Source organism: uncultured Pontibacter sp. (assembly GCF_947502515.1).
GTDB lineage: Bacteria > Bacteroidota > Bacteroidia > Cytophagales > Hymenobacteraceae > Pontibacter.
Window position 1 is genome coordinate 39,965 of sequence record NZ_CANNAI010000010.1, and the last position, 15,274, is coordinate 55,238.

The 15,274-nt window shown below is 50.8% G+C and carries 6 protein-coding genes; 3 read left to right on the forward strand and 3 right to left on the reverse strand.

The window, feature by feature from the left end; all coding sequences use genetic code 11:
• Positions 1-19 precede the first annotated feature (19 nt).
• From Q1A54_RS19305 to Q1A54_RS19315, 3 genes are all read left to right on the forward strand, one after another.
• Positions 20-3,115, forward strand: coding sequence for a CusA/CzcA family heavy metal efflux RND transporter (locus Q1A54_RS19305; protein ID WP_299991455.1), 3,096 nt, complete (start codon positions 20-22; stop codon positions 3,113-3,115).
• A gap of 374 nt (positions 3,116-3,489) precedes the next feature.
• Positions 3,490-5,637: a M48 family metallopeptidase gene (locus tag Q1A54_RS19310; protein WP_299991458.1), complete on the forward strand. Its 2,148-nt coding sequence runs from the start codon at positions 3,490-3,492 to the stop codon at positions 5,635-5,637.
• Between the two features lie 47 nt (positions 5,638-5,684).
• A complete protein-coding gene (locus Q1A54_RS19315; RefSeq protein WP_299991460.1) occupies positions 5,685-7,184 on the forward strand; it encodes a radical SAM protein in 1,500 nt (499 codons plus the stop codon).
• A gap of 58 nt (positions 7,185-7,242) precedes the next feature.
• On the opposite strand, the gene Q1A54_RS19320 is transcribed toward Q1A54_RS19315, so the two are convergent.
• The 3 genes from Q1A54_RS19320 to Q1A54_RS19330 all read right to left on the reverse strand — a co-directional run bounded on the left by Q1A54_RS19320 (position 7,243) and on the right by Q1A54_RS19330 (position 15,269).
• Positions 7,243-12,210, reverse strand: a complete 4,968-nt coding sequence (locus Q1A54_RS19320; protein WP_299991463.1) for a DNA repair ATPase — start codon at positions 12,208-12,210, stop codon at positions 7,243-7,245.
• Between the two features lie 139 nt (positions 12,211-12,349).
• The gene (locus tag Q1A54_RS19325) at positions 12,350-13,066 is read right to left on the reverse strand and encodes a hypothetical protein (protein ID WP_299991466.1); all 717 of its coding nucleotides are present in this window, start codon (positions 13,064-13,066) and stop codon (positions 12,350-12,352) included.
• 67 nt (positions 13,067-13,133) lie between these two features.
• Positions 13,134-15,269: a flotillin family protein gene (locus Q1A54_RS19330; protein WP_299991468.1), complete on the reverse strand. Its 2,136-nt coding sequence runs from the start codon at positions 15,267-15,269 to the stop codon at positions 13,134-13,136.
• Positions 15,270-15,274: the final 5 nt, after the last annotated feature.

Sequence of the window (15,274 nt, forward strand, 5' to 3'; positions counted from 1 at the left end):
AGGAGCACAGACACACAACATGGATAAATTTGTTCAGAGTTTAGTATCATTCTCGCTTAAAAACCACGTCATCGTCTTTTTCCTGACGGCGCTGTTGGTAGCGGCGGGAATCATCAGCTATATCAATACCCCTATTGAGGCTTTTCCTGACGTAACCAATACCAGGGCCCGTATTATTACCCAATGGCCAGGCCGCAGTGCTGAGGAGGTGGAGAAGTTTATCACCCTGCCGATCACACGCCAGATGAACACCATTCCCCGCAAAGCCGAGGTGCGTTCCACCTCCCTTTTCGGACTATCGGTGGTAACGGTGCTGTTTGATGAAAACGTGGACGACTTTTATGCCCAGCAATACGCCTCCAACCGTATGCAAAGCATCGAGTTGCCGGAGGGAGCCGAGGCAGAAGTGGAGCCTCCTTCAGGAGCCACCGGCGAGATTTTCCGTTATGTACTTAAAAGCAAATCGCGTGAAATCAGCGATCTGGCTGCCCTGCACGAATGGGTAGTGGAGCGGGAACTGGTAGGCGTGCCAGGTATAGCCGAGGTGGTGAGTTTTGGTGGTGAAGAAAAGATCTATGAAATACAGGTGAACCCTGTGGAGCTGGCCAACTATAACCTCTCACCCCTGGATGTCTTCGAGGCCGTTGGGAACAGCAACATCAATGTGGGCGGCGATGTGATCGACAAAGGTGACCAGGCCTATGTGGTACGCGGCGTTGGTTTGCTGGAGAGTGTGGCCGACATCGAAAATATTCTGATCGAAAACGTAAACGGCACCCCGGTGCTGGTAAAGCATGTGGCTGATGTCAAGATCTCTGCAAAGCCGCGTCTTGGTCAGGTAGGACTGGACGACGACGATGATTTGGTACAGGGCATCGTAATTATGCTGCGCGGTGAAAATCCAAGCGAAGTAATTGAAAGGCTGAAAGACAAGATAGAGGAGCTCAACACCAGAATTCTGCCAGCCGATGTCAAGATCGTGCCTTTCCATGACAGAACCGTGCTCGTTGATAACACGGTGCGTACCGTAACGCACAACCTGCTGGAAGGAATCATCCTGGTATCGGTGCTGGTGTTCATCTTCCTGTTCAACTGGCGCACCACGGTTATCGTGGCTTCGGTCATTCCGCTGGCTTTCCTGTTTGCCATCGTGATGCTGCGCATTCAGGGCTTGCCTGCCAACCTGATCTCGATAGGTGCCGTGGACTTCGGACTGTTGCTCGAGGGCACCATGGTGGTGGTAGAGCACGTGTTTGTGGGGCTCGACAAACGGGCGCATCAGTTGGGTATGCCGCGTTTCAATAAAATATCCAAGCTGGGCATCATCAAGAACCAGACACGCTCGGTGGCCAAGTCCATCTTCTTTGCACAGATCATCCTGATCGTGGCCCTGATGCCGATCTTTACTTTCCAGAAGGTGGAAGGCAAGATGTTCTCACCGCTGGCCTTTACGCTGGGCTATGCCCTGATCGGGGCTGTGCTGCTCAGCTTAACTTATGTACCAGCCATGTGTAAGGTGCTGCTCAACAAAAACGTAGTAGACCGCGAAAACCCGATTACCAATTTCATTCGCGGAGCAATGTTTAAGCTCTACCAGTTGGGTGCCATCAACAAGAAGCTGACGGTAATGCTCTTCGGAGGACTGCTGATTGTCTGCGGTTTTGGCTTCAGTCGATTGGGAACAGAGTTTATTCCGCAGCTGAACGAGGGGGCGTTGTATGTTAGGGCAACCCTACCAAACAGCGTGAGCTTGGACGAGTCGGTGAAGCTGACCAAAGAGATGAAAGCCAAGTTCCGGGAGTTTGACGAAGTAGCTTTTGTGCTAACGCAAACGGGTCGTCCGAACGACGGCACTGACCCGACAGGCTTCTTCAATATCGAATTCCACGTGCAGCTCCATGACGAAAGCGACTGGAGCCGGAAGATCTCTAAACAGGAACTGCTCTCGGAGATGGAACAGTCGCTGGCGGTATACCCTGGCGTCACCTTCGGTTTCAGTCAGCCGATCATGGACAATGTGGAAGAATATGTGTCTGGGGTAAAAAGCTCGCTGGTGGTGAAGATATTCGGCAATGACTTGTTTGAGCTGGAAAATACCGCCGATCAAGTGGCAGCCGCCATTAAAGATGTGGAAGGTATAGAAGACCTGAACATTTACCGCAACATTGGCTTGCCTGAGCTGCGCATCAAACTGGAGGAAACCCGGATGGCACGCTACGGCGTGAGCATGGCCGATGCGCAGGCGGTGATTGAAATGGCAATTGGCGGTAAGGCAGCTACTACGTTTTATGAGGATGAACGCATGTTTGATGTGCGGGTTCGCTATGCAGAGCCATTCCGTAAATCAGAGGCCGAGATCCGGAACATTCTGGTTCCAGCCAACAGCGGCTCTATGATCCCGCTCTACGAGATTGCCGATGTGGGCTTCTTTACAGGGCCAGCCTTCATCTACCGCGAAGGAAGCAGTCGCTACATCGCTGTTGGTTTTTCGGTACGGGGACGTGACCTGGGCAGTACCGTGGAGGAGGCACAGAAACTTGTAGAAGAGCAGGTAGTGTTACCGGAGAGTTACAGGCTAACCTGGGCCGGGGAATTCGAGAACAAGGAAAGAGCAACGAAGCGTTTGAGCTACATTGTGCCGATCTCGCTCCTGATGATCTTCTTCCTGTTGTTCGTGAACTTCGGCAACCTGAAAGACACTGTTATATCCCTTATCACGATTCCGTTCGCCTTTATCGGTGGCTTTTTATCGCTGTGGCTTACGGGCACTACTTTCGGTATTTCGGCAGGTATAGGCTTTATCATCCTATTCGGAGTGGGCACCATCGACGGCATCATTCTGATCGCCGTGATGAAGGAATACCTGCGCAAGGGCTTACCACTGCAGCAAGCCATTTCGGAAGGTGTGTATAGTCGTATAAGACCTGTGTTTATGATTGCCATCATGGGTTCGGCGGGCTTGCTGCCCGCGGCGCTTTCGACAGGTATGGGATCTGAGATTCAGAAGCCACTGGCCATTATGATCGTGGGTGGACTGATGATCTGTATGATCCTTTCGCTGATCGTGCTGCCCCAGGTATACTACCTGGCCTACAGCCGGAGCAAGAAAGTATAACAGGTATAAATAGATAGAATAGTGATTAGTTTGTTTGTTAAGAGTGCCTGGGTTTCCGGGCACTCTTTTTTTATAGACATCTCCTTACAGCTTTTCCTTGCCCGCCAAACTACTGCGTGCTTATTGCACAGGGTGGTACTTCAGTGTATACCTTGCCACTCGGGCACTCTCAAATTTCATTCAACTATATTCCATCCACTTCCACAGAAATCATCCACTCCAGCGTAGTTAGATACTGTAATTTACTTTTGCCATTCATGCTATCGGTCTAAAAAAGAACCGCAATTGGTGCAAAAAATCTTTATCAGGTAAAGTATCAGGTATAGAATAATACTTATATTTAAGGTATAAGAAATAATTATACCCACCTTTTCATGAAACAACTTTACCCTGAAAGTCCTCAGTGTATACCTGCTGGCTATACACTCCCCCCGTCATCCTACAAAAGCCAGGTAGTGTATGTACTGCTGGCCATGCTGGTGTTCCTGGTGCTATACCTGGCGATGGTGGCTTTGGCTGGTTACCTGCTATACCTGGCCGTTCTATACCCAATGGAAACAGTCAACAGGTGGACTATTCTGCTGAAGCTTGGTGCTATAGGTATGGCGGGTATGCTGTTCGGTTTTATGCTGAAGTTTCTCTTCAAGAAACACGACACCAACAACCCGCTGAACGTGGAAATAACAGAGGATGAACACCCGCAGCTCTTCTCTTTCATCCGACAGCTTTGTGCCGAAACCAATGCCCCCCTGCCCCACAAAGTGTTCGTGAATCACGAGATCAACGCCTGTGTGTTTTATAACAGTACCATCCTCAGCCTTTTCCTGCCAGTGAAGAAAAACCTGCTGATTGGCCTGGGGCTGGTCAACTCGATCAACCTGACAGAATTTAAAGCGGTACTGGCGCACGAGTTCGGTCACTTTTCGCAGAGCAGCATGAAGTTGGGCAGCTACGTGTACATGGCCAACAGCATCATCCAAAGCATCGTGTACGAGCGCGACAAGTGGGACGAGCTGCTGGAGAAATGGAAGAACTCCAACATTCAGCTGGCTGTTTTTGGCTGGTTGCTGATGCCGGTAGTGTGGCTGATTCGCAAGTTCATGGCCCTGATCTACCAGGCGATAAACCTGGTAAACGCATCACTTTCGCGCCAGATGGAGTACAACGCCGACCGTGTAGCCGTAAGCGTGACTGGCAGCGATGCGATTGTAAATGCGCTCTATCGCCTGGGACCTGCCAGCGAAGCCTTTGCCCATTCCAACAACCACCTGACCACGGCTATCGATAACAAGATTTATACCTCCAACTTGTTTTATCACCAAAGCAAAGCCGCAGAATATCTCAGTCAGACCCGCGAAAGTTACCGACAGTCGCTCCTGGAAAACCTGCCTAAGCATACTGCCGGTGCTCGGTTTATCTTTTCTGATGAAGACGGTCACCTGGCTGAGATGTATTCCAGTCACCCTTCTAATTACAAAAGAGAGCAGAATGCCAAAGCCACTTATTTTGCAGGTATAGAAGACGAGCGTTCCCCCTGGTTGTTGTTTAACGAGCCAGAGAAACTCGCAGAGACCGTTACCCAGAACCTGCTTCGTGTCAACCTGCAACTGCACCCGAACATCACCTTCACGCCTGCTGAAGAGGTGCAGGCTTTTGTTGAAGCAGAGCAGCAGGAAACCACTTTTAAAGCGCACTACCTTGGTGTATACGACAACCGCCTGCTCACCGAGCTGGATCTTTCGGAGCCTGAGGCTTTGGTCGCGACAGCCAGCATATCAACAGAGCTTTTATCAGACGCCTTAAAGTCGCTTTACGGGGAAGGTTTGCAGCAGAAGATGGAGGAACTCAGCGGCCGGTATAAGGATATCCAGACGCTATCGCTTATCCTTCAGAAGCAGGACAAACGCAAAAGCTATACCCTGCACAACGGCTTTTCCTACGAGCCTCACGAAGCCCAGGCACTGCTGGAGCAAAGACTACAGGAGTTTCCGGGCGACCAAGACTGGTACCAGCGGTTCGACACCAAAGTATTTGCCGTGCATTACCTCCTGACTCAAACACAGCCAGCACAAAGAGCGGAGTTATTGCAGCGCTATACCTTCCTGGTGGCTTGGGTGAAACAGTTCAGCGCCTGGCAGCAGGAGCAGCAAAACCTGCAAAACACCATCGATACGGCCATCAGCAAAGGAAGTCACATGTCTGAGAAGGAGGGTAAGTGGTTTGCAACGGAGTTCCGCCGCCTCCGCGATGCCTTTGAGGCTATATTGAAAGAAGCAGACACTCTACAATTCCCGGCGCTTCAGAACGTGGATACAGCCCAGTCGGTGCGCAAGTACCTGCTGCAGGAAGAACTGATCTGGATGTCAGCAGACTCGCTGCAGGGCGAAGAACTGAATATGCTGATCAACCAGACCGTAACTGTTGCCGAGCGCATGCAGCGGGTATACACTAAATGCCTGGGCAGTCTGCTGAGTCTGCAGGAGCAGTTGGTTACTGTGGTTGAAGATAAGGAACTGGTCTAGAGTATTCTTAGACTAAATTATTTACGGCAGATAACACCACATTAGAATTGAAAGTCAAACTGATACTTCCTGCGTTGGCAGAGGCTGAAAGCCCATTTTGGAGACCTATAAAATATTCACTGTTTCCTCCTCTTGGGTTAGCAACGCTGGCGGCCTACCTCTCACCTGACGATGAGATCGACTTACAGGATCAGCATGTGGAGGAGCTATACCTGGATGATACCCCTGACCTGGTCATCATTCAGGTATACATTACCAATGCTTACAGGGCCTACAAAATTGCCGACCATTACAGAAGGCGCGGGGCTTATGTGCTGCTCGGAGGACTCCATGTAACTTCTTTACCAGAAGAAGCAGCGCAGCATGCTGATACCATTTTCCTAGGTCCAGGGGAAGACACTTTCCCACAGTTCCTGAAAGACTTCAGAAATAAGGTGCCTAAGAAGGTATATACCTCTATGATTCGGACACTCGAAGGGATACCTCCTATCCGAAGAGATCTCATCAAGCGCAACCGCTACCTGGTGCCCAACTCGATTGTAGTGACCAGAGGCTGTCCGCACCACTGCGACTTTTGCTACAAGGATGCCTTTTTTGAAGGAGGAAAAACCTTCTATACACAAGCCGTGGATGATGCCCTGGCTGAAATAGACAGACTCCCAGGTAAGCACTTATATTTCCTGGATGACCATTTACTGGGCAATTCCAAATTCGCGAGTGGCTTGTTTGAAGGTATGAAGGGTATGAACCGGGTATTTCAGGGAGCCGCTACCATAGACTCCATACTTCGTGGCAACCTGATAGAAAAAGCTGCTGAGGCTGGCTTAAGAAGTTTGTTTGTTGGTTTTGAGACTTTCTCACCGGCTAACCTTAAGCAGAGCAACAAAAAACAGAATCTGCAGAAAGACTACATCAAGGCCGTAAACAGACTGCACGACTTGGGCATTATGATCAATGGCAGTTTCGTTTTCGGGCTGGATGATGATGACCAGGATGTGTTTAAAAGAACGGTTGACTGGGGCGTACAAAACGGGTTAACGACCTCTACCTACCATGTTTTGACACCCTATCCTGGAACCAAGCTCTTCAAAGACATGGAAAGTCAGGGCCGCATACTCACTCGCAACTGGGACCTGTATGATACCAGAAGCGTGGTGTATAAGACCACCCGCCTGACAGCCGACGAATTAAAGGCAGGATATGATTGGGCTTACAAAGAATTTTACAGCTGGTCCAATATTTTTAAGGCAAGTTTTCAGCACGACTCACACAAGCATAAGCTAAAGCACCTGCTCTACTCTGGAGGATGGAAAAAGTTTGAGCCGCTCTGGAATTTTATGATCAAGTCAAAAAACCTGAATGAAATGCTGCCACTACTAGAGGCCATTCTCTCAAAAGTTGGCTCTGGAGACAAAGAACACCCAAAAAGCGAAATGTCCATTACAAGCCATAAACAAACTGAAACGAGCGAACTCGCTTCCACTTTCTTGCCACTTCCAGTCATCGATGGTCAACAGCTTAAGTCAATTCCAACTCTAACCAAATAAAAAAATCCCCTGCAACATTATACCTGCAGGGGATTTCCATTTTTACACAAGCTATACCTTACAGCTCCTCCGCTGCCTCTAGCTTACTCGGCTTGAACTGACTTAGCACGTCGCGTATTCCTGCCAGTCCGCCGGAGATGTTTTCCATCTCAGTCAGCACCTGCCCGACTTGATTGTTGCCGCCGAAGCCTTTGAGCTTGTTGTTGCGCACAAAGGTGGCTTTGATGTCTTCCCAGCGCTGCGCCTCAGCCTCGGTCATGATGCCGATTAGCTGCTTGAACTTGAGCATATTGGCTTCGGCACCAGACGTGAGCGTCTGTGACTCTGCTTCGTAGTGCGATAAGATCAGTGTCTGCAGTTCCTGGTCGTTCATGATCGGCATGACCTTTTCGGCCAGCTTATTCATGTTGCGGTACGAGCCCTGCAGCTTAAAGGCGGGCTCGGTGCGGTACTCGTCGGCCTGCGCCGCTGAGCGGATGTACTCGAGGTTCACTTTCAGGATCACATCCTGAATCTTGAGCAGCTTTTTCAGCACCAGCACATACTCGTTGAGCTCGGCGGCGGAGTGGTTGCCCTCGAACTCCAGCCCTTCGCTGTTGCCTGTTTCGGCCAGTTGCAGCAAGGTATAGATGTCTTTCTGACTCTTTGCCGCCAGCTTTGCGAGCACGGTGTTGGAGGTCAGGGAGTTTTCGATGTAGCTCAGTTTGAACACATCTTCCGTGTCGCCGATGATATCGCCGAGGTTGTAGATGTCGGCGCGGTTGGCGAGCATGTCAGGAATACGGAACTTCTCCCCTGTTTCGGTGTAAGGGTTGCCCGCCATCACCACGCATACTTTTTTACCCCGGAAATCATAAGTTTTGCTGCGGCCTTTGTACACGCCTTCGATCTTGCGTTGGGCGTCGCAAAGGGAGATGAACTTCTGCAGAAACTCAGGATTACAATGCTGGATGTCGTCGAGGTAGATCATCACGTTATCGCCCATCTCAAAGGAAAGGTTCAGCTTCTCTAACTCTTCACGGGCTGCGGCATTGGGTGCCTCTTTCGGGTCTAGCGCCGTTACCTGGTGGCCAATGGCGGGACCGTTGATCTTCATGAAGATGATGCCCAAACGGTTGGCGATGTACTCCATGATGGTCGTCTTACCATAGCCTGGCGGCGAGATCAGCAAGAGCATACCCATCAGGTCGGTACGCTTGGTCTCCCCTGCCGCACCGATCTGCTTGGCCAGGTTGGCACCGATCAGCGGTAGGTATACCTGGTCGATCAGTTTATTGCGCACAAACGACGAGAGCACCCGCGGCTTGAATTCGTTCAGGCGCAGTGCCTGCTCAGCCTGTTGCGTCAGGTTCTTTTTGAGCTCCGTGAAAGCGGTAAAGGCCGTAGCCGTGCTGGAGGTATAGTCGCGTAAACGGTGCAGGAACTGGTGGTAGTTTAGCTGGTAGCTTTGTCCCTGTACCTGCTGGTGCGCGCCCTGCATCCCTTGCAGGTTCTCCTTAAGCACAGTGTGAACCACATGCTGTGTGTTGTAACTGTCGGTGAGCAACAGTGTCGCTACTTCGGCCACAAATTCGGCTTTGTCGTGCTGGCCCGCCTGCGCGATGTAGGCCTTAAGCCAGTGCTGGATCAGTTCGAACTGGTGTGCTACATTCTCCTGCAGTGCCTTTACCGATTCCTCAAAACGATCCAGCACACGCCGCTCCGTCAGGAAATGTTTGAAGCCATCGTAGAGCACATCCGCCTGACTGTCGATGACGAAGTGGTTTCCGCGGGTAAGCTCGTAAAACAGGTACTCGCCTGCCTCAGCCGCATTGGCTTTTTTGCAAAGCCCTGTCTCCTGCTGAAAGGTATAGACCTCCTGCTGCAGACCTGCCTTTACATCGTCGAACTCGTGCGTGTCGGGGAAGACCTGCAGGATGGCGCTTATACCTTGCAGCTGGTGGGTAAGCGATTTCTTTTTTGACTCGGGTGCAAATACCAGCCAGTAGAGCTGTGCACAGGCCCTGTCGGTGGAGGTATAGCGGAGCAAGTCTGCGGTCTTGATCAGGCGGATCAGGGCGGCCAGAATAAGGGCGGCGTCGTGGTCGTGCACACCTTTCAGGTAGCCCTCGTTGAAACGCACGGCCATGAACTTGTTTACATACTCTGTCAGTTCGGCTTCAGTGAGTTTGTGCAGTTCGTCGATGCTCAGGTAACGTAGACTGTTCTCGTTTTGCGGCCTGTTTATACCTGTATCCTGCGCCGCTTCCAGCACTTTAAAGGCTAGGTACTCAGCGCGGTATACCTGCTGATTCTCCGATACCAGCGATTGCTCCCACACGGGGCGGTAACTCAGGAAAGATTCGTCGGTGATCTTCTCGAAAAAACTGGTGCCCGTGAGGTGATAATACATCGCGTCGTCGCGGTGCACCACGCTCAGCTCCAGTGGCTGCGTGTTCACCGTGAATTGGTGCTTGCCGAACTTCAGGATGTTGGCGCCGTCCACGAACAGTTCCTGCTTGTCCTTCAGCTGCCGAATGGCGTCTTCTTTCAGCGTTTTGAGGCGACTCTGGATGGTATCGGCCTTTACCGTATCACCTATACCTAAGAGCTCTTCCACCGTGCTGCGTACCTTTTCGATCATCAGATCGGAGGCGAAGTAGCCGTTGATCTCGCTTACCGAGGTCAGCTTGCCTGCTCGGTTCTGCACGGCTTTCAGGATGCGGTCGGCGGCTTGTTGCAGACTGTTGGCGCGCTTATTCTGGGCCTCCTGCAGCTGCACTTTCTTCGATTCAAAGGCACTGTAGATTTCCTCCCGCTTCACGGTGAGTTGCTCAATGAACTCGTCGAAATCCGGAAAACGGCCTTCGAGTTCCTCCAGCTGCACCATCAGCTTGGCCAGATACTCTTCGCATTTCTGCGGTGAGTCCGATACGTCGAGGTAATTCACCACGCTCTGGCTGATCAGCTTGATCTGAGAGTTGAACTCAGCCTTGCCCTCCTGACTCAGCAAGTCCTTGCGCTTGCGGCGCAGGGCGGCTCGGGTCTGGTTGAACGTGGCGTAAATGGCCGAGATGGTATCGATGATGCGGGTGGTCTGGGTGGCGTCTTCGATCTTGAGATTGCTCACCACATCGATCAGCATTTCCAGCTCCGCCGACACCGCCGCAATTTCCTTGTCGGTCGCATCGGCTTCGACTACCTTAGCTATACAATCAATGACCGTGTTGATCTCCTTTACCTGCTTCTCGTAAGGGGCCAGCGCATTGGGCTGCAGCAAGAAGTCAACAGCTCCATTGGCTGTTTCCTGCGCAAATTGCTGCAGCTGCGTTTCGTAGTTTTCAATAGAGGGCAGGTCGGTGTAGCGCAACTCTTTCAGCGAGATCACTTCGCCACGTATGCCACGCAAATCGGCCAGATACTTCACGTAGTCGTTAATACTCTCCGCCTTCTTGAACTTCAGTGTCTGGATCAGCGCATCGGCCTGCCCTAGAACTTGGCTTATCTGTGCCTGCGTGTTTTTCTTGATGCTGAGCACCTTTTCGTACTCCTCCACCGCCGCCGTGGCCGTCTGCCGAACAGCCGAGAGCGGAGCCGCCAGATTGTAGGTTTCTTCCCTGTTCAGCCAATGGTAAGAATCCAGCACATCGGTGGTTTTCTTGATCAGGTCGAGGTATAGGTTGGCGTAGGAATCTTCTTTGTGCAGGAGCGTGAGCACCTCGTTGCTCTCGGCCATGGCCCGCACAATATCCTTGTTGCCGATCTTGTAGAGGTAGGACTCCTGTGTAACAGGTATGGTAAAGTTCGGCCCGATGTAAGGCGTCTGCCAGATCTGGATGGCGTGGTGCTTCTGCGCCTCTTCGTCGGCCCGGAAATAGCACAACTCCCCGTTCTCGTAAATAGCGTAGCCGTGGCACACGATCGGCGTTTCGATCTGCTGCGTGATCAGGTTATAAGACAGCAACAGGTATACGCTCGTCTCCTTGTTGTAAAACACATACAGGAAATCCTCGCCGTTCGGGGACGCAATGCGCTTCTCAAAGAGCATGTCCTGCAGGTTGTTGTCGAACTGCTTGAACTCACCCGTCTGCAGGTAGTAGCCATAGGCATAGATGATTCCCTGTCCGTCTGGCAATAGCACGCAGCTGTGCTCCAGCGCATCGATGCGGCGGGCCTCTTTCAGCTTGGAGTTGAAGACGATGTAACGGTAATTGTTCTCGCGGTACGGTCGGATCTTCAGAAGAATGATGTTGCCCAGAATGGCGTAGTAGATCTCCGAGTCGTCGAGCGTCTGGTCTTTATCCTCTACCTCTTCCGAGTAAATGCCGCGGCCCGAGTCGGTGTTGTCTTCTACCTTGATAGTCAGGTCGCCGCCAACCGTCTCCACAAACACCTTGTCCTCAATGGACACGTGCGGGTGCTTGCCTTTGCGCTGCGCCTCGCGGGTGGTACGCTTCCAGCTAAAGTCATGCTGGTTGGGGAACACATATTCGTGGTCGCTGCGGTTGTCGATGTAGGTGATCGTGTCGCCCTTAAGCAACCACTTAAAGGTTTTGATATCGTTCAGGCCCTTGCCCACCCGGAATACCATGTACAGGTAGTTGCCGATGTGAGCAAACTTTACGAACTGGGTATTCTTATAGTACTTGTAAAGCTTCTGGAAATCCTCAATAAACTGTTTGTCCTGCAGCAAGTCGAGCGGCTGCTGGTGGAAGCTGTGGCCCTCATAGGTATAGACGCCAAACACATCCGACAGCTCCACCTCCGACTTGAGGCCAAGGTATACGTTGTAGCCAAACAGCAAGGTATAGCCCACGGGTACCATGTCCCAAGGCACGCAGTTGTTCTCGGTCGTGATGCGCTCGGTCGTGATCAATTTCGTCTCGATCGCCCCGAACACGCTCTTCCGCTCCTGGTTCAACTGCTCGAGTTGCGTGCGCAGTTCAGTCCCGCTTTTCTGTAGACGGTTCCGTAAGATTTCATAAGTGCCCCCTTCGAGCTGCACGTTTTCGGCAGCTGCGGTAGTGGCGGTATTGGTATCTTCCATGTGGGTGGAGGATTAAATTTTAAATGGTGGTAAGTTTTTGGCTTTGGTAAAAGCCAATTGTTTTCACGGCTTATTTTGTACTAGTGGCTTATGTAACGACTTGATTGAAATTTGAATAGGTGCACCTTAGTATTTGTTGTTAAGTATATTTTTCTAGCAAAAGCTCCTTAGCTGCCATTACTGCTTCTTTCCTATACCCCTTTTTAGAAATCTTCTCCACAAGCTCTTGTTCTGAGTGGTTCTTAAATTTTGATTTAAACTCCTCAACGACCTCCCTTAATTGGCCTTCAATCTCTGCATTTGTCAACTCTTCTATGACAGTTTCATCTAAGTCGGGTAGAATCTTGTATTGGGTCTCGGTTTCTTTTATAGGCGGATTCATCGGGTCAAGCATAAGTGATGTTAAAAAGAAGACAGAATTGTCATGGGTAACTAATTTCAAGTATCCATATTTTCTCCATGGCAGAGGAAACCAATTTTGCTCCCATTTTTGAAGTCGGTAATCTCGCTGAACCACCCTTACTACTTGTTTTATATCTGAGGCATGTATAAAATGCTTTCCTTTATTGTCTATAATCGTTATTTGTTGCTGCTGCTTATATACTTCTACAACTGTATACCTGTTCGTGAGATAGTAAACAATATGTAAGTAGAATGCTGGTAGAAAGGAAACAATACAAGCCCCTAATAGGATAAAGTAAAAGTTTAGCTCTAAAAGCACACTTCTTCCCTCAGACCAAACTAACTCTTTCAACCAAAGTAACAGAAGAGCTATAGGATAGCCTAATATCACTAATGCTCCATTAGAAATAGACTTTAACTGGTGCTTCTTATTTATTTGTAAAACTTCTATCATTAATATGATCGACACCACAGGTATAAAAGCCCCTCTCCTGTTTCCAGAAGAGGGGTTTGGGGTGAGGTTAGTTCAATGAAATGTACGGCTTATCAGCAATGCCCATGGCAGTAGCCGCAGAGGTCAGCTGCTTCAGGGTATTGAGTGTGCCTTCGTCTGCGCTACTCTGCATCATCTTCAACAAAAGAGCCGATACGCTCAGGTTGCGCACATCATCGGAGGTCATGCCGAACTGGTTGATGAACTGCTGCAGGTTCTCACGGAAATCTACGTGCCCGTTGCCGTTCGGCTGGAAGAAGGTTTCCTTCACTGTGTTCAGCACTTCGCTGTTGCCTACGAGGCGGTCCACCTGCTTGCCTTTGGTAATGGAGCCTACGATCTGGTCGAAGAACATGGTTTCACCACCCACGATGTCGATCTTCGCGGACTTCAGGGCTTCGGAAATTACCTCGGCCTGTGAAGCGGCAATGTCTTTCTGGATGTTGATCTGGGCCAGTTCAATCGACTTGTCTTTCTCCAGACGTAGCTTGAACTCTTCGTGCTCTTTGCCCACGCCATCGAGCTTGCGCATGGCTTCGGCTTTCTCCTCTATACCTTTGGCATCTACCGTGAACTTCTCGCCGATCACACGGGCCTCAGCCAGTCCGCGTTTCTCTTCTGCTGACGCCATGTTTTCTACCACAGTGGCCTCGGCTATACCTTTCTCTTTGGTCACTTTGGCAGTTACCATACCCAGCTTCTCGTCGGCTTCGGCCTGTGCATTGGCTTTGGCTTTGATCACCAGTGCTTCCGCTTCGCCTTCTTTCTGACGTGCATGAGCTTTGGCTTCCATTACCTGTGCTTCTGACAGTCCGATAGCTGCCGCCTGTGCTGCTTCGGCTTCTGCCATGGTTTTGATGGCCTGCGCCCGGTTGTTAGAAGACACCTGCTCTGCCTCCGCATCGATCAGCATTTGCTTGGCACGGAATTCCGCCGCCTGACGGGCCGCTTCGGCGCTCTTGATCTCTTTCACCAGCGACTCTTCTGCTTCACGTTCGGCGTTTTTAATTGCTACCGCTTTCGTACGCTCAGCCTCTGCAAATGCCTTGGTGTCCTTGATCTTCTCTTCTTCCTCTACCACGGCTTTCTCCACGGTCACGCGCTCGCGTATGATGCCCTGTATGTTCTTGCGCTCTTCTTCGATCGCTTTTTCTTTCTCGATCTGCGCCAGTGCCACGATACGCTGTTTTTCATTTTCTTCCAGCAAACGGGCCTGCTCCACACGCTCTGTCTCAATGGCGTCAGTACGCTGCTTGCTGCGCTCGGCTACAAGGATCTGTCGATCTTTGTTCTGCTCGGCAATCTTCACTTCCTCGTCTGTGGCGATGCGGGCTTTCTCTGCCTTCAGGCGCTCTTCATGGCGCACTTTCTCCATCTCGGCAAACTCGCGCGACTTGATGTTAGATATTTCACGCTTCTGCTTTTCCTCGTTCTCAGCCAATTGCTTTTCGAGCTCCAGGATGGTCTCTTGTGCTTCTACGTCCTGCTTCTTGATGGTCTTCTGCTTCTCGCGCTCGATCAGGTTGGCCTGCACTTTCTGCTTAGCCGTCAGATCGATGATCTTCTTGATACCTTCAGCATCGAGGATGTTGTTTTCATTCAGGTGCATCAGCGGTGTTTGCTCCAGGTAGTCGATCGCGCAGTCATCCAGCACATAGCCGTTCAGGTCGGTGCCGATGGTCTGGATGATCTGGCGCTTGAAGTCGTCGCGGCTGTTATACAGCTCCACAAAGTCGAAGTGCTTACCTACCGTTTTCAAAGCTTCGGAGAACTTGGCATCGAAAAGGCTCTCGAGGGCGGAGTGGTCTGAGGCACGCTTACAACCGATGGACTGCGCCACCTGAATCACGTCTTCCGGTGTTTTGTTTACGCGCAAAAAGAAGTTCACTTTGATATCGGCACGCATGTTATCCTTGCAGATAAGGCCTTCAGAGGCTGTTCTGGAGATGACGATGGTTTTGAGCGTGATATCCATCACTTCCAGTTTGTGGATAACAGGCACCACAAAAATGCCTGAGAAGGACACTTTCGTATCGCCCAGACCGGTGCGTACCAGAGCCTCGCCTTGTATGGCTTTCTGGTACATTTTGATAACAAAGACTATTAAGCCAATAGCGAATACCGCCAGCATAATGACGATAGACAGGGATAAAGATTCTAACATGCGAA